This is a genomic window from Pseudomonas sp. NBRC 111124 (genome assembly GCF_001320245.1).
Lineage (GTDB): Bacteria > Pseudomonadota > Gammaproteobacteria > Pseudomonadales > Pseudomonadaceae > Aquipseudomonas.
Window position 1 is genome coordinate 58235 of the sequence record NZ_BCBA01000031.1, and the last position, 24186, is coordinate 82420.

The following is a 24186-nucleotide window of genomic DNA, read 5'->3' on the forward strand; positions in this document are numbered from 1 at the left end:
CTACTTGAGCTTGCGTCGGGGAGGCCCGACAGAAGTGCACGAGTCTAGGAATGGCCAAGGCGCCGATATGTAGGAAAAGGCCTGGAATTCTTCAGGCTTCTCACTAGCGGCTGGATGGCGCCGATTTCATCGGTGAGGGAGGCGTGTCGAACTCAACAAAAAGCCCAGCACTTGGCCGGGCTGTTCGTTTCAGCGCATTTACTGGTGGTACTGCGCCGACAGCTCATGCACGGCGTTGATGAACACGCCGGCGTGCTTCGGGTCGACTTCCGGGGTAATCCCGTGACCAAGGTTGAATACGTGACCAGTGCCCTTGCCATAACTGGCCAGGATGCGCGCCACTTCCTGGCGAATAGCTTCGGGTTTGGCGTACAGCACGGTTGGGTCCATGTTGCCCTGCAGTGCCACCTTGTCACCAACGCGGCGGCGGGCGTCGCCGATTTCGCAGGTCCAGTCCAGGCCCAGTGCGTCAGCGTCGGCTTCGGCGATGCTTTCCAGCCAGAGGCCGCCATTCTTGGTGAACAGGATCACCGGCACCTTGCGCCCTTCGTGCTCGCGAATCAGGCCGCTGACGATCTTGCGCATGTAAGCCAGGGAGAACTCCTGGTAGGCCGCTGCCGACAGATTGCCACCCCAGGTGTCGAAGATCTGCACCGCCTGGGCACCCGCTAGGATCTGGCCGTTGAGGTAGCTGGTAACCGACTGGGCCAGCTTGTCCAGCAGCAGGTGCAGGGCTTGCGGGTTGTCGTAGGCCATGGCCTTGGTCTTGCGGAAGTCCTTGGACGAACCGCCTTCGACCATGTAAGTGGCCAAGGTCCATGGGCTGCCGGAGAAGCCGATCAGCGGCACGCGCCCGTTGAGCTCGCGACGGATGGTGCTGACCGCGTCCATCACGTAGCCGAGGTCTTTCTGCGGGTCAGGGATCGGCAGCGCTTCGATGTCGGCCGGGGTGCTGATGGTCTTTTTGAAACGCGGCCCTTCGCCGGTCTCGAAGTACAGGCCCAGGCCCATGGCGTCAGGGATGGTGAGGATGTCCGAGAACAGGATCGCTGCGTCCAGTGGGTAGCGGTCCAGCGGCTGCAGGGTAACCTCGCAGGCGAACTGCGGGTTCATGCACAGGCTCATGAAATCGCCCGCCTTGGCGCGGCTGGCGCGGTACTCCGGCAGGTAGCGGCCGGCCTGGCGCATCATCCAGACAGGGGTGACGTCAACGGGTTGCTTGAGCAGCGCACGCAGGAAACGATCGTTCTTCAGGGCAGTCATGTCGGCATCCGGAAAAATAGTGCGGGCATTTTCTCAGACGCCAGCGCAAAAGGCACGGCCAAGGCCATGCGTTTTGTCTATTGGGTGCCACAGATCAAACGATTTTGTATACAAAATTTGCGGGGGCTGCTTTGCAGCCCCCGCGATCGATCAGACTTCGAGATAGTCCAAGATGCCTTCGGCGGCGTTGCGACCCTCGAAGATCGCCGTCACCACCAGGTCCGAACCACGCACCATGTCGCCACCAGCGAACACTTTCGGGTTGCTGGTCTGGTGCTTGAACTTGGCTTTCTCCGGCGCCACCACGCGGCCTTGGCTGTCCAGCTGGATGCCGTGCTGCTCGAACCACGGTGCCGGGCTCGGGCGGAACCCGAAGGCGATCACCACGGCGTCGGCCGGCAAGATTTCTTCGGAGCCCGGGATCGGCTCAGGGCTGCGACGGCCACGGGCATCCGGCTCGCCGAGACGGGTCTCGACCACTTTTACGCCTTCGACCTTGTCCTCGCCGACTATGGCGATGGGCTGGCGGTTGTAGAGGAACTTCACGCCTTCTTCCTTGGCGTTCTTCACCTCTTTGCGCGAACCCGGCATGTTGGCTTCGTCACGACGATAAGCACAGGTCACCGACTTGGCGCCCTGGCGGATCGAGGTACGGTTGCAGTCCATCGCCGTGTCGCCACCGCCCAGCACCACGACCTTCTTGCCCTGCATGTCGACGAAGTCTTCCGGCGACTTCTCGAAACCGAGGTTGCGGTTGACGTTAGCGATCAGGAAGTCCAGCGCGTCGTGTACGCCCGGCAGGTCTTCGCCCGGGAAGCCGCCCTTCATGTAGGTGTAGGTACCCATGCCCATGAACACCGCGTCGTACTCAGCAAGCAGTTGTTCCATGGTGATGTCCTTGCCCACCTCGGTGTTCAGGCGGAACTCGATGCCCATGCCGGTGAAGACTTCGCGGCGATTGCTCAGCACGGTCTTTTCCAGCTTGAACTCGGGGATGCCAAAGGTCAGCAGGCCACCGATCTCCGGGTTCTTGTCGAACACCACCGGGGTCACCCCACCGCGCACCAGCACGTCCGCGCAGCCCAAGCCGGCCGGGCCGGCGCCGATGATGGCGACGCGCTTGCCGGTGGGCTTGACCTTGGACATGTCCGGGCGCCAGCCCATGGCGAAGGCGGTGTCGGTGATGTACTTCTCGACCGAACCGATGGTTACCGCGCCGAAACCGTCGTTCAGGGTGCAGGCACCTTCGCACAGTCGGTCCTGCGGGCACACACGGCCGCACACTTCCGGCAGGGTGTTGGTCTGGTGCGACAGTTCGGCCGCAGCCAGGATGTTGCCTTCGGAGACCAGCTTCAGCCAGTTGGGGATGAAGTTGTGTACCGGGCACTTCCATTCGCAATATGGGTTACCGCAGCCCAGGCAGCGGTGCGCCTGCTCCACGGACTGCTGCGGCTTGAACGGTTCGTAGATTTCCACGAACTCCTTCTTGCGCTGACGCAGCAGCTTCTTCTTGGGGTCCTTGCGGCCCACTTCGATGAACTGGAAGTCGTTGTTCAGACGTTCAGCCATTTTTCAAAACCTCTTTACCGCAGTTGCCAGCCTCAGGCTGCAAGCTGCAAGACGATCACTTGAGCACGACGGGCCCCGCGCACGGGGCCGTCACTTGCAGCTGTTCTTACTGCGGGTTGGCGCGGGTGCTGGACAGCAGTTGCTTGAGGTTGGCCGCCTTCGGCTTGACCAGCCAGAAGCGCCGCACGTAGTCGTCCAGGTTCTCGAAGAGCTCACGCCCCCACTCGCTGCCGGTCTCTTCCACGTATTCGCCAAGGACCCGCGCCAGGTGGCTGCGGTAGGCTTCCATCGCCTCACCACTGATGCGCTGGATTTCCACCAGCTCGTGGTTGAGTTTGTCGACGAAGCTGTTGTCCATGTCGAGCACGTAGGCGAAGCCGCCAGTCATGCCAGAACCGAAGTTGTAACCGGTCTTGCCCAGCACGCAGACAAAGCCGCCGGTCATGTATTCACAGCAGTGATCGCCAGTACCCTCGACAACGGCGTGGGCGCCGGAGTTACGCACAGCGAAGCGTTCGCCCGCCGTGCCCGCGGCAAACAGCTTGCCGCCGGTGGCGCCGTACAGGCAGGTGTTGCCGACGATGGCGCTGTGCTGGGTGGCGAACGGGCTACCGGCTGGCGGCACGATGGTTACCTTGCCACCGGTCATGCCTTTGCCGACGTAGTCGTTGGCGTCGCCTTCGAGGTGCAGGTTCAGGCCACCGGCGTTCCACACGCCGAAGCTCTGGCCAGCAGTCCCCTTGAAGCGGAAGGTGACCGGCTTGTCGGCCATGCCCTGGTTGCCGTACAGCTTGGCGATTTCGCCAGAGATACGGGCACCAATGGAACGGTCGCAGTTGCAGATGTCGAGGCTGAACTCGCCACCGGCCTGGTCGCGGATAGCCGGCAGGGCCATCTCGACCATCTTCTCGGCCAGCTCGCCCTTGTCAAACGGCGGGTTCTTGTCCACTTCGCAGAACTGCGGCTTGTCGGCCGGGATGTGCGAGCTGCCCAGTAGCGGGGTCAGGTCCAGGTACTGCTGGCGCTCGGTGTCGCCTGGCAGCACGTCGAGCAGGTCAGTACGGCCGATCAGCTCGCCGAGGCTGCGAACGCCCAGCTTGGCCAGCCACTCGCGGGTTTCTTCGGCGACGAAGGTGAAGAAGTTGATCACCATGTCGACAGTGCCGATGTAGTGGTCCTTGCGCAGCTTCTCGTTCTGCGTGGCTACGCCGGTCGCGCAGTTGTTCAGGTGGCAGATGCGCAGGTACTTGCAGCCCAGGGCGATCATTGGCGCGGTGCCGAAGCCGAAGCTTTCAGCGCCGAGGATGGCGGCCTTGATCACGTCCAGGCCGGTCTTCAGGCCGCCGTCGGTCTGTACACGTACCTTGCCGCGCAGGTCGTTGCCGCGCAGGGTCTGGTGGGTTTCGGCCAGGCCCAGTTCCCACGGGGCGCCAGCGTACTTGATCGAGGTCAGCGGCGACGCACCGGTACCACCGTCGTAACCGGAGATGGTGATCAGGTCGGCATAGGCCTTGGCCACGCCGGCGGCGATGGTGCCTACGCCCGCTTCGGCCACGAGCTTGACCGAAACCAGGGCCTGCGGGTTGACCTGCTTGAGGTCGTAAATCAGCTGGGCCAGGTCTTCGATCGAGTAGATGTCGTGGTGCGGCGGCGGCGAGATCAGGGTCACGCCCGGTACCGCATAGCGCAGCTTGGCGATCAGGCCGTTGACCTTGCCGCCTGGCAGCTGGCCGCCTTCACCGGGCTTGGCGCCCTGGGCAACCTTGATCTGCAGCACTTCGGCGTTGACCAGGTATTCCGGGGTCACGCCAAAGCGGCCGGTGGCCACCTGCTTGATCTTCGAGCTGCGGACGGTGCCGTAGCGCGACGGGTCTTCACCACCCTCACCGGAGTTGGAACGCGCGCCCAGGCGGTTCATCGCCTCGGCCAAGGCTTCGTGAGCTTCCGGCGACAGTGCCCCCAGCGAGATACCGGCGGAGTCGAAGCGCTTGAGGATGGCCTCCAGCGGCTCGATCTGGTCCAGCGGCAGAGCCTCGTCGGCCACCTTCACTTTCAGCAGGTCGCGAATCATCGACACCGGGCGCTGGTCGACCAGCGTGGTGTATTCCTTGAACTTGGCATAGTCGCCCTGCTGCACGGCGGCTTGCAGGGTGTTGACCACGTCCGGGTTGTAGGCGTGGTATTCGCCGCCGTGGACGAACTTCAGCAGGCCACCTTGCTGGATCGGCTTGCGCGCGCTCCAGGCTTCGGCCGCCAGCAGCTTCTGGTCGCCTTCGAGGTCGACGAAACGCGCACCTTTGATACGGCTGGACACGCCCTTGAAGCTCAGACCGACCACTTCTTCGGACAGGCCGATCGCTTCGAACAGTTGCGCGCCACGGTACGAGGCGATGGTGGAGATGCCCATCTTCGACAGGATCTTCAGCAGGCCCTTGGAAATGCCTTTGCGGTAATACTTGAAGACTTCGTCCAGGTCGCCCAGCACTTCGCCGGTGCGGATCAGGTCAGCCAGCACTTCATACGCCAGGTACGGGTACACGGCCGAGGCACCGAAGCCCAGCAGCACGGCGAAGTGGTGCGGGTCACGGGCAGTGGCGGTTTCGACCAGGATGTTGCTGTCGCAACGCAGGCCCTGTTCGGTCAGGCGGTGGTGCACGGCGCCCACAGCCAGCGAAGCGTGCACCGGCAGCTTGCCCGGGGCGATGTAGCGGTCGCTCAGGACCAGCTGGGTCTTGCCGCCGCGCACGGCTTCTTCAGCCTGGTCGGCGATGTTGCGGATGGCCGCTTCCAGGCCGACGCTCTCGTCGTAGTTGAGGTCGATCAGCTGGCGTTCGAAGCCTTCACGCTCCAGGTTCATCAGCGAACGCCATTTGGCGGGCGAGATGACCGGCGAGCTGAGGATCACCCGCGAAGCGTGCTCCGGGGATTCCTGGAAGATGTTGCGCTCGGCGCCCAGGCAGATTTCCAGCGACATGACGATCGCTTCGCGCAGCGGGTCGATCGGCGGGTTGGTCACCTGGGCGAACTGCTGGCGGAAGAAGTCGTACGGCGAACGCACGCGCTGAGACAGCACGGCCATCGGCGTGTCGTCACCCATCGAACCGACCGCTTCCTGGCCCTGCTCGCCGAGTGGACGCAGCACCTGGTCACGCTCTTCGAAGGTGACCTGGAACATCTTCATGTACTGCTTGAGCTGGTCAGCGTCGTAGCTGGCCACGCCCTGGTCGTCGGTCAGGGTCGCCTGAATGCGGGTGGCGTGCTGACGCAGCCAGCGCTTGTACGGGTGGCGCGACTTCAGACGGTTGTCAATGGCGTCGGTGTCGAGGATCTGGCCAGTCTCGGTGTCCACGGCGAGGATCTGACCCGGGCCGACACGGCCCTTGGCCAACACTTCCTCAGGCTGGTAGCCCCATACGCCGATTTCCGAAGCGATGGTGATATAGCCGTTGGTGGTGGTGACCCAGCGCGCCGGACGCAGGCCGTTGCGGTCGAGCAGGCACACCGCGTGGCGGCCTTCGGTCATGACGATACCGGCCGGGCCATCCCACGGCTCCATGTGCATGGAGTTGTATTCGTAGAAGGCGCGCAGGTCGGCGTCCATGGTCTCGACGTTCTGCCAGGCGGGTGGTACCAGCATGCGCACGCCGCGGAACAGGTCGATGCCGCCGGTGACCATCAGCTCCAGCATGTTGTCCATGCTCGAGGAGTCGGAACCGACGCGGTTGACCAGCGGGCCGAGCTCTTCGAGGTCGGGGATCTGGTCGTTGGCGAACTTGGTGCGACGGGCCATGGCCCAGTTGCGGTTGCCGGTGATGGTGTTGATCTCGCCGTTGTGAGCGAGGAAGCGGAAAGGCTGCGCCAGCGGCCATTTTGGCAGGGTGTTGGTGGAGAAGCGCTGGTGGAACACGCAGATCGCGGTTTGCAGGCGTTCGTCACCCAGGTCTGGATAGAACGCCGCGAGATCGCGCGGCATCATCAGGCCTTTGTAGATGATGGTCTTGTGCGAGAAGCTGCAGATGTAGTGGTCGGCGTCGTGGGCGTTGGCCACGGACGAACGGCGACGGGCACTGAACAGCTTGATGGCGAATTCCTGATCGCTCAGGCCTTCACCGCCGATGAACACCTGCTCGATCTGCGGCAGGCGCTCAAGGGCCAGGCGCCCGAGCACGCTGGTGTCGATCGGCACCTTGCGCCAGCCGACCAGCTTCAGGCCGGCTGCGACGATTTCGCGGTCCATGTTGGCGCGGGCAGCTTCGGCTTTGACCGTGTCCTGATTGAAGAACACCATGCCGACGGCGTACTGCTTGGGCAACTCGACAGCGAAGTATTGCTGGGCTACGGCCCGCAGGAATTGATCGGGCTTCTGCATGAGCAGACCGCAACCGTCGCCGGTCTTGCCGTCGGCGTTGATGCCGCCGCGGTGGGTCATGCAGGTCAATGCCTGCATGGCGGTTTGCAGAAGGTGGTGGCTCGGCTCGCCCGTCATATGGGCGATCAGGCCAAAACCACAGTTGTCCTTGAATTCTTCGGGATGGTACAGACCTGTTTTCATAGACACTTTCTCACCAGGTTCACCTCTCAACCGGAGGCAAATCTCTTTTATGTACAACCACTTACCATCCACGCCGATCAAACGCCAGCTTTTTGCGGTGGCCATGGAAAACCATTGTTGCACAGCGACAGTCTTACCCACAAATTTTCATGTCTCACCATTGAAAATTTATGTCGCAATTTTGAATGTTTTTGCGCCATGCGCCGTGATAGCGGCTTGGCTCGAGTCTGAAGCGTTTCAGCCATGACTGCAACAGAGGCTTGTGGCCGGCAGTCTGGGACAGAAAAGCCTGCCGCGCTCAGGCGCAGCAGGCTAGTCGAATGTCATTAATCGCTCAGCAACTGGGCGGCGGGGTGATGCCGCCCGGAAGGTATCAGCGGGCCGAGGCCAGCTCTTGTTGGACGCTGGCGACGGTACGTGGCCAAGGTTTACCAGCCTGGACCTTCGCTGGCAAGTTCTTGATTGCCGCAACCGCTGCGTCGCGGTTGGCAAAGTTGCCGTAGGTGACCACGTACATTGGCTTGCCCTGCAGGTTTTTCTTGAAGTAGCGATAGTCGCCACCTTGCTCCTTGACGAAGGCCTGGGCCGACGCTTCGGAGCTGGTACCCAGGATCTGCACCACATAGTTGCCTGGCTTCTGGCCCGAATACCAGCCACTGCTACCGGTGCCGCCGACTGCCGGTTTTTCCACCGGCTTGGCGGCTGGCTTGGCGGTAGCGACCTGAGTCGGTGCCGGCGCCGGCTTGACAGGCGCAACTGGCTTGGCAGGTTGGGTAGCGACAGGCTTCGGTGCTGGTGCAACCGGCTGCACCGGCGCGGTAGCCTGGGCCATGCTCGGCGCAGGGCCAGCAGGCACGCCCTGCGGTGGCGCGATCGTGGTCACTGTTGGCGGGTTGCCAGGCTGCAAGGCTGTGTTGCCGGCCGGGCCACCTTCTTCGCCGTCACCCATGCCGGCAGCTTGCGCCAGCGGCTCGCGCATGACCGGCTGGGACTGCCCGACCAGCGGCAGCGGCATCGGCTGCGACTGGCCGGAGAACTCGATGGCCGGGTTACCGTTGTTCGACTGGGCGCCACCGGGCTGCCCCTCTCCCAACGGCAGCTGGGCCTGGGTTACAGGCGCTTCGGCAGGGGCCTTGTCGCCTTTCTTGGGCATCAGCACCGCAGCACCTACGGCGACCACGACGACAGCGGACAGCGCGAGCACGTGTTTCTTAGGCATTTTGAACCCCATGGATGGTCGCTTGACCGTGGTACGGCTGGCGATCATGGCTTCGATCAAAGTATCGCGGGCGACCTGGTTGATGTTGCCAGGCCATCCGTCGGAGTTTTCATGAATATCGACAAGCTGTTCACGGGTGAACACCTCGATGCCCCGGCCAGCGCCTTCCAGGCGTTGCTCCAGGTACTCACGGGTTTCCTCCTCGCTGTAGGGGGCGAGTTCAATGACGTGGAAGCGCTCTTCCTCGACCTGGATCTCGTCCAACCCGGCTATCAGCGACGGCTCGCCGAACAGGAATACATGCGGGCGCCCTTCCGGCAACCCGGCCGCCAGTTCCAGCAACGCTTGGAGTGCCGACTCGTCAAGTTGTTCCGCATCGTCTACCAGCAAATAGACTTCCTGCCCGGTCAGTGCCAGTTGCACCACCTTGTTCAGGATTGCCTGCATTTCAGGCTGGGCCACTTCCAGCGCTTGCGCCACTTGGCCTAGCACGCTGGCAGCGTCGCTGGCGCCGCGGGCCGACACCACCACGCTCAGCACCGTCTGCTTGTTGGTGCTGGCCACCAGGGCCTGACGCAGCAGCGTCTTGCCGCTGCCCACAGGGCCAGTGACTACAAGCATCAACTGGCTATAGCGAGCCAAGTGATGCAGCTGGCCCAGCACGGGTTTGCGCTGGGCAGGGAAGAACTTGAAGCCGGGCACACGCGGCGCGAACGGATCGTGGCTCAACTGGTAATGTTCGAGGAACGCCTCATCGGCATGCAAACTGGTCATTACGCTGTCACAACCTCAAAGCTGGGCCACGATCGCGCGGTAATCCGCCGACAGCGTGGCCTGAAGAATCTCTTTCGGATAGTCGTCAGTGATAACGGCTTCGCCCAGCTGGCGCAACAGCACCAGCCGCAGGCGGCCATCGAGCACTTTCTTGTCGACCGCCATGTGCTCCATGAAATGCGCCGGGGTCATTTCCTGTGGTGGCATCACCGGCAAGCCTGCATCCCGCAACAGGCGGATACCGCGATCGCGCTCGGCCTGGTCGATCCAGCCCAGGCGCATGGACATCTCCAGGGCCATTACCGTGCCGGCCGCCACGGCCTCGCCGTGCAGCCATACGCCGTAGCCCATGTGGGTTTCGATGGCGTGGCCGAAAGTGTGGCCCAGGTTCAGCGTGGCACGCACGCCGGACTCACGCTCATCGGCGCCGACCACCGCAGCCTTGGCAGCGCAGGAGCGGCTGATCGCTTCGGTCAGCGCAGCGGGCTCCAGGCCACGCAGGGCCTGCATTTTGCCTTCGAGCCAGGCGAGGAACGGCTTGTCGCAGATCAGGCCGTACTTGATGACTTCGGCCAGGCCTGCCGACAGCTCACGCGCGGGCAGGGTCTTGAGGCTGGTGGTGTCGATCAGCACCGCATTGGGCTGATAGAAGGCACCGACCATGTTCTTGCCCAGCGGGTGGTTGATGCCGGTCTTGCCGCCGACCGAGGAGTCGACTTGGGACAGCAAGGTAGTCGGCACCTGGATGAAGTCGACACCACGCTGGTAGCAGGCTGCAGCGAAACCGGCCATGTCGCCGATCACGCCGCCACCGAGGGCTACCACGGTGGTACGCCGATCATGCCGCGCCGTCAGCAGGCCGTCGAAGATAAGTTGCAGGGTTTCCCAGTTCTTGTGGGCTTCGCCGTCAGGCAGGATCACCGGCAGCACCGAGTAGGCGCCGAGGGTCTTGCTCAGGCGTTCGAGATACAGAGGCGCGACGGTTTCGTTGGTAACGATGGCAACCTGCCGCCCGTGTATATGCGGCGCCAGCAGTTCGGCCTGGTCCAGCAGGCCTTCGCCAATGTAGATCGGGTAGCTACGCTCGCCGAGGTCGACCTTTAGTGTCTGCATGTATCCCCACAATGTCCTTGGGCGCGGCGCCGGCTGTGCGACCCGCGCGGTAACGTTGAACCTCGCCTCGGCGCTGGCCGAGAATAGTCCCGGCTTAGCGGGGCGGCAACTGCTGCAAGCGCTCGAGAATATCGAGCACCACCATGCGCGGCGGCCGCTCGTCGGTTTCCACCACCAGGTCGGCGATCTCGCGATAGAGCGGGTCGCGGGCCTCCAGCAAGGCACGCAGGGTTGCCTCCGGGTTGGCAGTGCGCAACAACGGGCGGTTGCGATCGCGCGCAGTGCGCCCGACCTGCTGCTCGACCGAAGCATGCAGGTAGATGACCCGGCCGCCCTCGTGCAGTGCCTGGCGGTTTTCCGCGCGCATGACTGCGCCGCCACCGGTTGCCACGACCACGCCATCGAGCGCGCAGAGCTCGGCGATCATCGCCTGCTCACGGTCACGGAAACCCGGTTCGCCTTCTTTATCGAAGATCCACGGGATGTTGGCGCCGGTTCGCAGTTCAATTTCCTTGTCGGAATCCTTGAACAGCAGGCGCAGCTCTTTGGCCAACAGGCGCCCGATGGTGCTTTTACCAGCGCCCATGGGCCCTACAAGTATCAAATTTCGCACAGAATCAACGACTCACAGCAATCGCCTGGTCACTCATGATACGCGGAGTCAGGAAGACCAGCAGCTCGGATTTTTTCTCTTGTAATACATCGCGTCGAAACAGCCGCCCAACATACGGCAGATCGCCAAAAAAAGGCACCTTGTCGACCACATTGTTTTGCACGGTCGAATAAACGCCACCGATGACGATGGTCTCACCGTCCGCCACACGAACCTTGGCGTTGACCTCGTTCTTGCGAATTGGCGGCACGTCGTTAAGGGCATTGACGAAGTCAGGCTCGTCCTTGGTCACCTTGACCGCCATGATGACCTTGCCGTCTGGGGTGATCTGTGGCGTGACTTCCAGCGACAGAGAGGCCTCGCGGAACGCCACCGAAGTGGCGCCACTCGTGCTGGTTTCCTGGTAAGGCACCTCGGTGCCCTTGAGGATCCTGGCGGTTTCTTTGTCAGCTGTTACCACCTTGGGCTGGGAGATGATTTCGCCGTTGCCACTCTTCTCCATCGCACTGAGTTCCAGATCCAGCAGCACGCCGCCGCGCAACAGGCCTACACCGATGCCGGCACCGCCCCGCTCCATGCCCAGGTCGACGAACAGGTCCTTGCCCAATTGCGGCGTTTCCCCGTACAGCTGTCGCCCCCAGCGCACGCCCAGGCCCTTCTCGTAGTCGACATTGGCCTCCACGATGCGCGCCTCGATCTCCACCTGCTTCACCGGTACGTCAAGCTGGGCGACCAACTGCCGCAACTCGGCCAAACGATCCGCAGGCTGGTGGGCCACCAAGGTATTGGTCCGCACATCGACGCTCAGGCTGCCACGACCGGTCAGAATGCCGTCATCCGCCAGTGTCGCCAGCAGCAGCTCTGCCAGGTCGGAAGCCTTGGCGTGATGAATCGGCAGCAACTCGCGTCGCAACGGCTGCAGCTGCGCATCCAGCTCCTGCCCGATACGGACGCCGCGGGATTGCTCAGCCAACTCGGCCGCAGGTGCCACCAGCAGCACATTGCCCTCCTCGCGCCGCGCCAGCCCTTTGCTACGAAGGACCAGTTCCAGCGCCTGGTCCCAAGGGACTTCGTGCAACCGCAAGGTAATGTTGCCTTGCACGGTGTCGCTGGCCACCAGATTGATCCCGGCGTAGTCAGCCAGCACCTGTAGCACCGAGCGCACTTCGACATCCTGGAAATTCAGCGATATGGGCTCACCCCGATAGGGCGCTGCCATGCACCACTGAATGGGTATCAGCATCACCGCCATCCACATCAATAGCCACTTCATCACCGTCCATGGTCTCCGTATTCGCGCTCTTCCTGAGCGTCAGCATTACCGTGCGCTCGCGCCACACGCCCCCTACGAACAGCCGCTCGCGCACTTCCAGCTGTCGTTCGCCAACCTGAACCACTACCCCTCCCTCGCGCCCCAGCCGGTCACCGGGCTGGACCCGATACAGACGCCCTGCCGACGCTACTACCGCTTCGCGCTGCCGCTCCCGTTGCAGGCTGCCGACCATTTGCAACTGTGCCAGGGGCACACTGGCAAGCCCGCCCGGGGCAACACGCGTCGCCCAGGCGGAAAACGGATCCAGATTCACTGGCAGCACCTCGGCACGCGCGGGTGAGTCAGCCAGGGATAACGGCACGGGGACTGGGCCGTCGGCTTGATAGGCATGGAACCGCATGCCAAGGCGCAACAACCCCGGCCTGTCATTGGCAGGCTCAAGCCGCAATGCTTCAGCGCGCAGCAGGCGATCCTGGCCAAGCCAGTCGTCCAGCCACACCCGCAGCCCCGGATAACGTCCAACTACCTGCACATCCAAGGGTGTCTGCCAGTAGCCCGGCTGCTTCACCTCATCGCGCACATCAAGTTGCTCGAAGTGCAGGCCATGGGCATGCCCCGAGGCTGCCAACTGGTCCAGCAAATCACTCATGCCAGCCCCGGCAGCCAGTCGCCAGCGAGCATCCTGCAAAAGCTGCTGTGCGTCAGCAAATGCTTCCTTCAGGTGTGCCAGCGCCAGCACTTCGGCAGCCTTGGTTTCATACGCCTGAAGCAGTAGGCCCTGCCTCGCGCGCTCTGCTTCCTGGAGCTGCACCCATTGCGGCAGACGAAACAGACAGCCAAGCCCAAACACGATGAAGCCTACGATGCAGGGCAGTGTGAGCCGGGCTAACCGAGAGCGCTCGATAAGCGCCAGCCAGGCACCTTTCTCTAACAGATTCACGACCAGTAGGCCGACAGACGAGCCAGCAACAGAAACTCATCGCCACCGGGCCGGCTCCTGAGGCTTTTGAGCTCCAGATCGCGCATCACACCCGAACGTTCCAGTTCACGCATCAGCTGCGCCACGACAGCGCCGGAGGCGGCCACACCGACCATGTGCAGCCTCGAACCTTCCAATTCGAGCTTGAGCAACTGAACGCCTTCGGGCAGGGCACGCTCCATATCGGCGAACACTGCGGTCACTAACCCCTGCTCATTGCGCAAGTCAGCCAATGCAGCGGACTGTGCACGCACCGCGTTGTAGGACTGCCTGATGCGATCATGCTCGGTCATCTGTGCCTCGAGCGCATCGATTGCAGCCTGCTGACCGTTGTTGGCAATGGCTTGCTGGCGAAAGCGCTGACGGGCCAGCTGATCCATCAGCAGCACGGCACACAGCGCCATGACTGCCGCCCCCACCACCATCAAACGCAAACGCCGGAGCGTAGCCAGACGCTGCCGTTCTCGCCACGGCATCAGGTTCAGACGCAGCATCAGCGAACACTCCCCATTGCCAGTGCAAAAGCCAAGGCCATGCAGCCATCACTGCAATCCACACCTGCCACAGGCGGCAATGGCCGGCACGGCAAGCCGAGGCTCTCGCTCAGCCGAGCGATCACACTCTGCCCAATCTCTGGACTGCCAATGACAAGCACCTCTTCCGGGCCCTTGACGCCACCCAATACGTCGTCGGGTAGCCCAGGCACAGCCCCCGCAAGCAACTCCCGCCGTAATGGCAACCTGTCGTCAAGCCAGCCATGCAGTGTTGAACCGCCTGGCTCGATGCGCAGCAGCGCTGTTGCGCCGCTGGCTTGGCGCGGCATCAGCCGGCGCAGGGCAATGCTGTCGACCTCGACGACCTCCAGCTCCAGCCCAGCAGCCTCGAATGCCGCTGCCAATGGCTGTAATGCGCTCTGACGGCTGGCTGCCACCAGCACATCCAGGCTCCCTGGCTGCAACGGCGAGGCGCCCAGCACCTGAAAGTCCAGCACCAGGTCTTCAAGGGGAAAGGGAAACAGCCGGTCCGCGTCCGCCAGCAGTTGTGCCTCCATCTGGCTCGGGGCCTGACTGGCGGGCAGCTGGCACAACTTGCAGATCACTTGCGAGGCTGGCAGCGCCGCGACTGCCCGGCGCTGGCGACTTCCAGATCGCCGAACAGCGCTGCGCAAGGCAGCCACGACACGCTCAGGGTCCTGCCAGCCGCTGCCAGGCGCGAACGGCTCGAATGCCTGAAATGCCCAGACCAGCTGTTCATAGCGCCCCCTGCGGTGGCGCAACTGTGCAATACGTACAGAGTCGGAAGCGATTTCCACCCCCAACAGTGAACTGGCATCCTTGCCAAAACGTCCAAACATCACGATTTCCTTGTTACAACATGAACCGCCCCACTGCCAGGCCTGAACGGCCAGACGGTGCCGCGGGCCGCCTGGCCGGTCACCCGGCGAGGCGAAAAATGCTTATAATGCCCAGCGTTTTTTCGTCCGCCGGCCCCGTGCGCAATTCACCTCTCAATCTGGACACCGAAAAGCCTTGATACGCCTGCTGAAGTTCTTCTGGTGGTCTTTCGTCGCAGTCATCTGCGCGCTCGTACTCGGTGTGAGCGGTGCGTTTCTGTATCTTAGTCCCAACCTGCCATCGGTCGATTCGCTCAGAAGCATCCAGTTGCAGATCCCCCTGCGGGTGTACAGCAGCGACGGCAAGCTGATTGCCGAGTTCGGCGAAATGCGCCGCTCGCCGATACGCTTCGCGGAAATTCCGCCACAGTTCATTCAGGCGCTTCTGTCAGCCGAGGACGACAATTTCCTCAATCACTACGGGGTCGACCCTAGCAGCCTGATGCGGGCTGCGACCCAGCTGGTGAAGACCGGTCACATCCAGACCGGTGGCAGCACCATCACCATGCAGGTGGCGAAGAACTTCTTCCTCACCAGCGAGCGCAGCTTCTCGCGCAAGACCAACGAGATCCTGCTGGCCCTGCAGATCGAGCGTGAGCTGACCAAGGACGAAATCCTCGAGCTCTACGTCAACAAGATCTACCTGGGCAACCGTGCCTACGGCATCGATGCTGCCGCGCAGGTCTACTACGGCAAGTCGATCCGTGACGTGAGCCTTGCACAGATGGCGATGATTGCCGGCCTGCCAAAAGCGCCGTCACGCTTCAACCCGCTGGCCAACCCGGTACGCGCCAAAGAGCGCCGCGACTGGATCCTCGGCCGCATGTACAAGCTCGGCAAGATCGACGAGGCAAGCTATCAGACCGCCCTGGCCGAGCCGCTCAATGCCAGCTACCACGTGCCAACCCCGGAAGTGAACGCACCTTACGTCGCCGAAATGGCCCGCGCCGAAATGGTCGGCCGCTATGGCAGTGACGCCTACACCGAAGGTTTCCGCGTCACCACCACCGTACCGAGCGACATGCAGCAAATGGCCAACAAGGCCATCCTCAACGGGCTCACCGAATACGATGAGCGTCACGGTTATCGCGGCCCCGAAGCACGCTTCCCCGGCAAGACTCACGCCGCCTGGCTGCAAGAGCTGAGCAAGCAGCGCAACCTCGGCGCACTGGAGCCGGCCATCGTCACCCAGGTCGAGAAAAACGGCCTCAAGGTGCTGACCCGTGAGGGCAAGGAAGAAGACGTTGCCTGGGACACCATGAAATGGGCGCGCCCATTCATCAACACCAACGCTCAGGGCCGTTCGCCGCAGTCGCCTGCCGACGTTGCCCAGGTGGGCGACCTGGTCCGCCTGCAGCGCCTTGACGAGGGCAAGCTCAAGTTCAGCCAGGTACCCGGCGCGCAGAGCGCACTGGTTACCCTCGACCCGTACAATGGCGCCATCCGCGCCCTGGTCGGCGGCTTCTCGTTCGAGCAGAGCAACTACAACCGTGCCATGCAGGCCAAGCGCCAGCCAGGCTCCAGCTTCAAGCCCTTCATCTATAGTGCGGCGCTGGACAGCGGCTACACCGCGTCCAGCCTGGTCAACGATGCGCCGATCGTGTTCTTCGACCAGTACCAGAACAATGAGTGGCGACCAAAGAACGACACCAACACCTTCCTTGGCCCAATCCGCATGCGCGAGGCGCTATACAAGTCTCGCAACCTGGTGTCGATCCGCCTCCTGCAGGCCATGGGTGTTGACCGCACCATCGACTACATCGCCAAGTTCGGCTTCAACAAGCAGGATCTGCCGCGCAACCTGTCGCTGGCCCTGGGCACTGCGACCCTGACGCCGATGGAGATCGCCACTGGCTGGAGCACCTTTGCCAACGGCGGCTACAAGATCAACCCGTACCTGATCGACCGTATCGAGAGTCGCAGCGGCGAGACCCTCTTCACCGCCAACCCGGCCCACGTGCCGCAAGGCGCCGAAGACCATGCCGGCCTGGCCGCTCCCGAGCAGCCGATCAGCACTGCCGCCTTGCCGGGCGAGGCACCGTCGGCCCTGGGTCAGATCGCACCGCCACCGCAAACGCCAGCCATCGCAGAACAGATCATTGATGGCCGCACCACCTACATCCTCACCAGCATGCTGCAGGACGTGATCAAGCGCGGTACCGGACGCCGGGCATTGGCCCTTGGCCGTGACGACCTGGCGGGCAAGACCGGTACCACCAACGAGTCCAAAGATGCCTGGTTCTCCGGTTACAACGCCGACTACGTGACCACCGTGTGGGTCGGCTTCGATCAGCCGGAAAGCCTTGGCCGCCGTGAGTATGGTGGTACTGCGGCGCTGCCGATCTGGATGAATTTCATGGGCGCCGCGCTGAAGGGCAAGCCGAGCCATGCACCGGCCCAGCCGGAAGGCATCCTCAGCCTGAGGGTCGACCCGGTCAGCGGCCGTGCGGCCTCGCCAAGTACGCCAAATGCCTACTTCGAGCTGTTCAAGGCCGAGGATTCGCCGCCGTCGGTGGATGAGCTGGGTAACGGCGCAGCGCCAGGCAGCCCGCTACCAGCGGATGAAGCGGCGCCGATGGATCTGTTCTGACAGTGATAACCGAGAGGGCCTTGTCGCCGGCTTGCCAGCGATCAGGCCCTGACAAAGAGTAGATTGATCGGCAAACAAAAAGCCCCGACTCATATGAGCCGGGGCTTTTTTGTGTCGCTACAGCTGCAATCAGCCGTTGAACACTTCATCCACGCTGTTCAGCGGGTAGTGCTTCGGATACGGCAGGGTAGCCACGCCGGATTCGATCGCGGCCTTGGCCACAGCGTCCGAAACGACGGTGATCAGACGAGCGTCCAGCGGCTTCGGAATGATGTACTCACGGCCGAACTCCAGACCCTGCACGCCGTAAGCTTCGCAGACTTCCTTCGGCACTGGCAGCTTGGCCAGGTCTTTCAGGGCGATGGCAGCGGCGATCTTCATTTCTTCGTTGATGCGCTTGGCGCGAACGTCCAGGGCACCACGGAAGATGAACGGGAAGCCCAGCACGTTGTTGACCTGGTTCGGGTAGTCGGAACGACCGGTCGCCATGATCACATCGCTGCGAGTGGCGTGAGCCAGCTCTGGGGAGATTTCCGGATCCGGGTTCGAGCAGGCGAACACGATCGGGTTGGCAGCCATCGACTTCAGGCCTTCCGCGCTCAGCAGGTTCGGGCCGGAAAGGCCGACGAACACGTCAGCACCGTCCAAGGCATCGGCCAGGGTGCGCTTGTCGGTAGCGTGAGCGAACTGGGCCTTGTATTGGTTCAGGTCGTCGCGGCCAGCGTGGATCACGCCGCTGCGGTCGATCATGAAGATGTTTTCGACCTTGGCACCCATGCTGACCAGCAGCTTCATGCAGGAGATGGCGGCGGCGCCGGCACCCAGGCAGACGATCTTGGCGTCTTCCAGCTTCTTGCCGGCGATTTCCAGGGCGTTGATCATGCCGGCTGCGGTTACGATCGCGGTGCCGTGCTGGTCATCGTGGAACACTGGAATGTCACACTGCTCGATCAGGGTGCGCTCGATTTCGAAGCACTCTGGAGCCTTGATGTCTTCGAGGTTGATGCCACCGAAGGTGATCGAGATGCGGCGAACGGTGTCGATGAAAGCCTGTGGGCTTTCCGATTCGACTTCGATATCGAATACGTCGATACCGGCGAAACGCTTGAACAGAACGCCCTTGCCTTCCATCACTGGCTTGGAGGCCAGTGGGCCGAGGTCACCCAGACCGAGGATGGCAGTGCCATCGGAAATCACCGCGACCAGGTTGCCCTTGCCGGTGTATTTGTAGGCCAGCTCAGGATCACGGCCGATTTCGCGCACGGGTTCTGCAACGCCTGGGCTGTAGGCCAGGGCGAGATCGCGGGCGGTGGCGGTGGGCTTGGAGAGCTCGACGCTCAGTTTCCCCGGACGAGGTTGAGCGTGGTATTCGAGAGCGGCGGTTTTCAGGTCTGACATGGTGGGCATTCCGCTATTTACTGTTCTGACGGACCGCCGAGGATACGCAAAGAGCCGGGGAGCCACAAGACTGGTCAGTCACTTGTGTCAAGGCCTTTGGCCTACGACTTTAAGCTATCACGCACGGGGGCATTCGACTCACAGTGTGTACAATCCGATAGTGAACTGTCTACATCTTTCAGCCTGAAATGCGCTCCAGCATGCTTGGATCGTTCAACGGCAACACCCAGCGTCGCTGCCCTGGCTTGAGCCCACCCTTGCGGGAACGATCCAGCACCCAGCCACGCGCCTCGACCTGGCGTCCTTTGAGGTTAGCGAAGAAGCTGGCGGGGAAGTTGCGCTGCAGACGAGCGGGAATCTGCAGCACCACACTGTCGTCCAGCTCGAGCCAGATGCCGCCACGATTGCGCTCGATGCGGCCGATGGTGCCAGCGACCACGGCGAAGCCCGATTGCTTCACGGCTGAAGCCTTGCGCACCGGCGAACTGCGCCACAGGCCTGCCCGTGCTTCGCGCGCCACCCGCTCGGCTGCTTGCTGGCAGCCCGACAGGCGCACATTTGGCGCAAAGGCCACGTGATAGCCAAGACCTTCGCTGAGCAACTGCGCCTCGAGATTGTCACCATTACGGCCATAGATGTGCGCCAGGGTACGGCCGTACTTGTCCCTGCCCTCGACCCCCGGCACCAGCCCGACACGCCCGTCGCTGGCCTTGACCAAGGCCTGCAGACGCCGCCTGGCAGCCTCGGCGTAAGGTTCACTGGTGCGCCCCTTGCGCCCGATTTCCGGGGCATTGATGCCAATCATTCGCACACTGCGACCGTCGGTCAGGCGCAGCGTGTCGCCATCCACCACCTGCCGCACCGCCACCTGCTGCGGCTTTTCTGGTACCGGGCAGAACGCCAGGGCCGGGAGGTGCCAGATTGCGCCCACAAAAAAGGCGCCCACAAGGGGCGCCTTTTTCAGCAACAGCGCGAAACCCGAAGGATTCGCCATGCGCATGATTACTTCTTGGTACCGAACATACCGAAGCGATCGGCGAACTTCTGTACGCGACCACCGGTGTCCAGGACTTTCTGCTTACCGGTGTAGAACGGGTGGCACAGGTTGCAAACGTCGATCGCCAGGGTGTTGCCCAGGGTCGAACGAGTTTCGAACTTGTTACCGCAGCTGCAGGTGACTGCAACTACTTCGTAGTTCGGGTGGATACCTTCTTTCATGGTCACTTCCTCGAGCTGCGTGCCGCCACCCAACACCTATTGTTGAATACCGCACGTAATTAGGCGGCGAATAATACCAGAGCACCGCGTCAACGCAAGTTGTCGCTTGCACCGACCGTCGTCTGCTAGGCTCGCCAGTCTTTGAAACGCCCTCCGAGACCTGCCGCGTGTCCGACGTCATCCTGCGCCTTGCCCTGCCCTCCCCGTTGCGCCGCCTGTTCGATTACAAGGCGCCAGCGAACATGGCGCGCCAGGAGTTGACCCCAGGCATGCGCATCCGGGTACCCTTCGGGCGACGCGAAATGATCGGCGTGCTGGTGGAAGTGTGCGAGCAAAGCGAAGTGCCTGCCGACAAACTCAAGCCCGCCAGCGCCTTGCTCGATCCGGTTTCGCCGATCCCTGCAGCGCTATTCAAGCTGTGCCTGTGGACCGCCCAGTATTACCAGCACAGCCTTGGCGACACGCTGAGCTGGGCACTGCCCACGCTGCTGCGCCAGGGCGAACCTGCCGAGATGCGTCAGGAGCGCTTCTGGCACGTAGCCCCCGGCGCACGCCTGGAAGACCCGCGCATCGCCCGCGCCCCACGCCAGCGCGATGCGCTCAAGACCTTGGCCCAGCACCCGCACGGCGTCGCCCACAGCCTGCTGAGCAAGCTCAATCTGAACAAGGACAGCCTCGACCTGCTGCTGGCCAAGGAGCTGGTACAGCTGGAAGTGCGCCGCCACCTGCCGTCGCACCGCCACGAACACTGGCTGGCGCAGCCGGAACTGCCGCTCAATGAAGAGCAGCGCGAAGCCTTCGACACCGTACGCGAGGGCTTTGGCGGCTTCGGCGCCTTCCTGCTGGCCGGCGTCACTGGCAGCGGCAAGACCGAGGTGTACCTGCAACTGATCCGCGAGACCTTGGAGGCCGGCAAGCAGGCACTGGTGCTGATCCCCGAAATCAACCTCGGCCCGCAGACCCTGGCGCGCTTTGAGCAGCGCTTCAACGCCCGCATCGCCCTGCTGCACTCGGCCGTGAACGACCGCGAGCGCCTCGATGCCTGGCTGGCCGCCCGCGACGGCGAGGCCGACATCATCATCGGCACCCGCTCGGCGCTGTTCACGCCGATGAAGACCCCTGGCCTGATCATCATCGATGAAGAGCACGACGGTTCTTACAAGCAACAGGAAGGCCTGCGCTACCACGCCCGCGACCTGGCGCTGGTGCGCGCCCACCAGGAAAACATCCCGATCCTGCTCGGCTCTGCCACACCGTCGCTGGAAACCCTGCACAACGCGCTCACCGGCCGCTATCGCCTGCTGCGCATGAACCAGCGAGCTGGCGGCGCCCGCCCACCGCGCATGCTGCGCCTGGATGTGAAAAGCCTGCCGCTGGACAGCGGCATCAGCGGCCCGTTGCAGCAAGCCATCCGTCAGACCCTGGAAGCCGGCCAGCAGGTCTTGGTGTTCCTCAACCGTCGCGGCTTCGCCCCGACCTTGCTGTGCCATGACTGTGGCTGGCTGTCCGAATGCCCACGCTGCGATGCCCGCATGACCGTGCACCAGCGCTCTGGCGTGCTGCGCTGCCACCACTGCGGCTATGACGAGCGCCTGCCGCACCAGTGCCCGCAGTGCAACCACGTCGACCTGCGCCCCGTTGGTGCTGGCACCGAACGTGCCGAAGAACGGTTGAAAGTATTGTTCCCGGATTACCCGATCCTGCGCGTGGACCGTGACAGCACGGCGCGCAAGGACGCCATGCATAACCTGTTCACCACCATCCAGCGCGGCCAGCCGAGCATCCTGGTCGGCACCCAGATGCTGGCCAAGGGTCACCATTTCCCGCGGGTGACGCTGGTCGCCATCCTCGATGCCGACGGCGGGCTGTTCTCCGGCGACTTCCGTGCCAGCGAGCGCATGGCCCAGCTGATCGTGCAGGTCGCCGGCCGCGCCGGCCGCGCCGAGGAACCCGGCAAGGTGATCATCCAGACGCACCTGGCCGACCACCCGCTGCTGGTGCAGTTGACCGAACAAGGTTATTTCGCCTTCGCCGAGCAGGCCCTGGATGAACGCCGCAATGCCGGGCTGCCACCGTTCTCTCACCTGGCCCTGCTGCGCGCTGAAGCGCACAAGCCCGGCCAGGCCGAAGGCTTCCTCGACGAAGCCTGCGCCGCCGCCGAGCGCCTGGTCGCCGAACAGCGCCTGCCGGGCATCGAGCTGCTGGGCCCGGTGCCGGCGCCCATGGAGCGTCGCGCCGGGCGTTTCCGCGCACAACTGTTGATCCAGGCCAACACCCGAGCCCCCTTGCATCGACTGATCAGCGCCTGGTTGCTAGTGTTGGAGCAACTGCCGAGCGGGCGCCAGGTGCGCTGGTCGCTGGATGTCGACCCGGTCGACCTTTATTAAGCTTCTGCCCCAAAGGTTGGCAACCCGCCCCCGGCAACGGATAATGCCCAGTTTTTCCACCTGCGCATCCAGGCGCTCCACCGCGCTTGCGGTCGAAAAGAGATCCCCATGAAAGACACCATTCGTCAGCTGATCCAGCAAGCCCTCACCCAACTCGTCACCGACGGTGTGCTGCCTGAAGGGCTCTCGCCGGCGATCCAGGTGGAAAACGCCCGGGACAAGACCCACGGCGACTTTGCCAGCAATATCGCCATGATGCTGGCCAAGCCGGCCGGCATGAAGCCGCGCGACCTGGCTGAAAAACTGATCAACGCCCTGCCGGCCAGTGCCGACGTCAGCAAGGTCGAGATCGCCGGCCCGGGCTTTCTGAACTTCTTCCAGAACACCGACGCCCTGGCCCACCGCCTGGACGCCGCCCTCGCCGACGCCCACCTCGGTGCGCGCAAGGCGGGCCCTGCGCAGAAGGTGGTGATCGACATGTCGGCACCGAACCTGGCCAAGGAGATGCACGTCGGCCACCTGCGTTCCACCATCATCGGTGACAGCGTCGCCCGGGTGCTGGAGTTTCTCGGCGACGAGGTGATCCGCCAGAACCACGTGGGCGACTGGGGCACCCAGTTCGGCATGCTGCTGGCCTATCTGGAAGAAAACCCGATCACCAGCGACGAACTGTCGGACCTGGAAAACTTCTACCGCGCCGCCAAGAAGCGCTTCGACGAATCCGAAGAGTTCGCCACCCGCGCCCGCGGCCTGGTGGTGAAGCTGCAAGCCGGCGACCCGGAGTGCATGGCCCTGTGGACGCGCTTCAAGGACATCTCGCTGTCGCACTGCCAGAAGACCTACGAGCTGCTCAACGTCAAACTGACCATGGCCGACGTGATGGGCGAAAGCGCCTACAACGACGACCTGGCTAACGTAGTGGCCGACCTCAAGGCCAAGGGCCTGCTGGTCGAGAGCCAGGGCGCTCAGTGCGTGTTCCTCGACGAATTCAAGAACAGCGAGGGTGAACCGCTGCCAGTGATCGTACAGAAAGCCGACGGCGGCTACCTGTACGCCACCACCGACCTGGCTGCCGTGCGCTACCGCAGCAATGTGCTCAAGGCCGACCGTGCCCTGTACTTCGTCGACCAGCGCCAGGCCCTGCACTTCAACCAGGTGTTCGAAGTGGCCCGCCGCGCCGGCTTTGTCGGCCACCCGATGCAGATGGAACACATGGGCTTCGGTACCATGAACGGCGCCGACGGCCGCCCGTTCAAGACCCGTGACGGTGGCACCGTCAAGCTGGTCGACCTGCTCACCGAGGCCAAGGAGCGCGCCTATGCGCTGGTCAAGGAAAAGAACCCGAGCCTGGCTGAAGACGAACTGCGCCACATCGGTGAAGTGGTCGGTATCGGCGCGGTGAAATATGCCGACCTGTCCAAGCACCGCACCAGCGATTACAGCTTCAACTTCGAACTGATGCTCAACTTCGAAGGCAACACTGCGCCTTACCTGCTGTATGCCTACACCCGCGTCGCCGGCGTGTTCCGCAAGCTGGGCAAGGGTTTCGACGAAGTCGACGGCAACATCGTGCTGCAGGCCGCTCACGAGCAGGACCTGGCCGCGCGCCTGGCCCAGTTTGGCGAGATCCTCAACAGCGTCGCCGACAAGGGAACCCCGCACGTGCTGTGCAGCTACCTGTACGACCTCGCCGGCCTGTTCTCGAGCTTCTACGAAAACTGCCCGATCCTCGCTGCCGAAACCCCGGAACAGCAGCAGAGCCGCCTGCGCCTGGCTGCCCTGACGGGTCGTACCCTCAAGCAAGGTCTGGAGCTGCTCGGCCTGGAAACCCTGGAGCGCATGTAA

General features: G+C 63.1%; 16 protein-coding genes. 3 read left to right on the forward strand and 13 right to left on the reverse strand.

Annotation, left to right across the window (positions count from 1 at the left end):
* Window positions 1-198: 198 nt before the first annotated feature.
* The 10 genes from hemE to pilM form a co-directional block, all read right to left on the reverse strand.
* Window positions 199-1263, reverse strand: a complete 1065-nt coding sequence (hemE, locus tag APH28_RS12975) for a uroporphyrinogen decarboxylase (protein WP_060509900.1) — start codon at window positions 1261-1263, stop codon at window positions 199-201.
* A gap of 150 nt (window positions 1264-1413) precedes the next feature.
* Window positions 1414-2832: an FAD-dependent oxidoreductase gene (locus APH28_RS12980; protein ID WP_060484277.1), complete on the reverse strand. Its 1419-nt coding sequence runs from the start codon at window positions 2830-2832 to the stop codon at window positions 1414-1416.
* A gap of 106 nt (window positions 2833-2938) precedes the next feature.
* The gene (gene gltB / locus APH28_RS12985) at window positions 2939-7384 is read right to left on the reverse strand and encodes a glutamate synthase large subunit (RefSeq protein ID WP_060509902.1); all 4446 of its coding nucleotides are present in this window, start codon (window positions 7382-7384) and stop codon (window positions 2939-2941) included.
* Between the two features lie 373 nt (window positions 7385-7757).
* The gene (locus tag APH28_RS12990) at window positions 7758-9377 is read right to left on the reverse strand and encodes an AAA family ATPase (protein ID WP_060509904.1); all 1620 of its coding nucleotides are present in this window, start codon (window positions 9375-9377) and stop codon (window positions 7758-7760) included.
* A 15-nt stretch (window positions 9378-9392) separates the two neighbouring features.
* The gene (aroB, locus tag APH28_RS12995) at window positions 9393-10490 is read right to left on the reverse strand and encodes a 3-dehydroquinate synthase (RefSeq protein ID WP_060509906.1); all 1098 of its coding nucleotides are present in this window, start codon (window positions 10488-10490) and stop codon (window positions 9393-9395) included.
* Between the two features lie 94 nt (window positions 10491-10584).
* Window positions 10585-11103: a shikimate kinase AroK gene (gene aroK / locus APH28_RS13000; RefSeq protein ID WP_060509908.1), complete on the reverse strand. Its 519-nt coding sequence runs from the start codon at window positions 11101-11103 to the stop codon at window positions 10585-10587.
* A gap of 4 nt (window positions 11104-11107) precedes the next feature.
* Window positions 11108-12346, reverse strand: a complete 1239-nt coding sequence (locus tag APH28_RS13005) for a type IV pilus secretin PilQ (RefSeq protein ID WP_371263081.1) — start codon at window positions 12344-12346, stop codon at window positions 11108-11110.
* Complete coding sequence (locus tag APH28_RS13010) at window positions 12300-13316, reverse strand: pilus assembly protein PilP (RefSeq protein WP_060509912.1); 1017 nt, start codon at window positions 13314-13316, stop codon at window positions 12300-12302. Before APH28_RS13010 ends, APH28_RS13005 begins: the two co-directional genes overlap by 47 nt.
* On the reverse strand, window positions 13313-13849 hold the full coding sequence (locus tag APH28_RS13015) for a PilN domain-containing protein (protein WP_060509913.1): 537 nt from the start codon (window positions 13847-13849) through the stop codon (window positions 13313-13315). Before APH28_RS13015 ends, APH28_RS13010 begins: the two co-directional genes overlap by 4 nt.
* Window positions 13849-14709 carry a type IV pilus biogenesis protein PilM gene (gene pilM / locus APH28_RS13020; RefSeq protein WP_060509915.1) on the reverse strand — a complete coding sequence of 287 codons (861 nt, stop codon included), beginning with the start codon at window positions 14707-14709 and terminating at the stop codon, window positions 13849-13851. The genes APH28_RS13015 and pilM overlap by 1 nt, the downstream gene beginning before the upstream one ends.
* 175 nt (window positions 14710-14884) lie before the next feature.
* Between pilM and APH28_RS13025 the strand changes: the two genes are divergently transcribed.
* Window positions 14885-17338: a penicillin-binding protein 1A gene (locus APH28_RS13025; protein ID WP_060509917.1), complete on the forward strand. Its 2454-nt coding sequence runs from the start codon at window positions 14885-14887 to the stop codon at window positions 17336-17338.
* 129 nt (window positions 17339-17467) lie between these two features.
* On the opposite strand, the gene APH28_RS13030 is transcribed toward APH28_RS13025, so the two are convergent.
* The 3 genes from APH28_RS13030 to rpmE all read right to left on the reverse strand — a co-directional run bounded on the left by APH28_RS13030 (window position 17468) and on the right by rpmE (window position 19954).
* Window positions 17468-18736, reverse strand: coding sequence for a malic enzyme-like NAD(P)-binding protein (locus APH28_RS13030; protein WP_060509919.1), 1269 nt, complete (start codon window positions 18734-18736; stop codon window positions 17468-17470).
* Between the two features lie 178 nt (window positions 18737-18914).
* Complete coding sequence (locus APH28_RS13035; protein WP_060509921.1) at window positions 18915-19736, reverse strand: thermonuclease family protein; 822 nt, start codon at window positions 19734-19736, stop codon at window positions 18915-18917.
* Window positions 19737-19738: 2 nt separating this feature from the next.
* Window positions 19739-19954 (reverse strand): 50S ribosomal protein L31, encoded by a 216-nt coding sequence (rpmE, locus tag APH28_RS13040; protein ID WP_027920990.1) that lies wholly within the window; start codon window positions 19952-19954, stop codon window positions 19739-19741.
* 167 nt (window positions 19955-20121) lie between these two features.
* On the opposite strand from rpmE, the gene APH28_RS13045 reads away from it, so the two are divergent.
* Both APH28_RS13045 and argS read left to right on the forward strand, forming a co-directional pair.
* On the forward strand, window positions 20122-22341 hold the full coding sequence (locus APH28_RS13045) for a primosomal protein N' (RefSeq protein ID WP_060509923.1): 2220 nt from the start codon (window positions 20122-20124) through the stop codon (window positions 22339-22341).
* Window positions 22342-22449: 108 nt separating this feature from the next.
* Window positions 22450-24186 carry an arginine--tRNA ligase gene (argS, locus tag APH28_RS13050; RefSeq protein ID WP_060509925.1) on the forward strand — a complete coding sequence of 579 codons (1737 nt, stop codon included), beginning with the start codon at window positions 22450-22452 and terminating at the stop codon, window positions 24184-24186.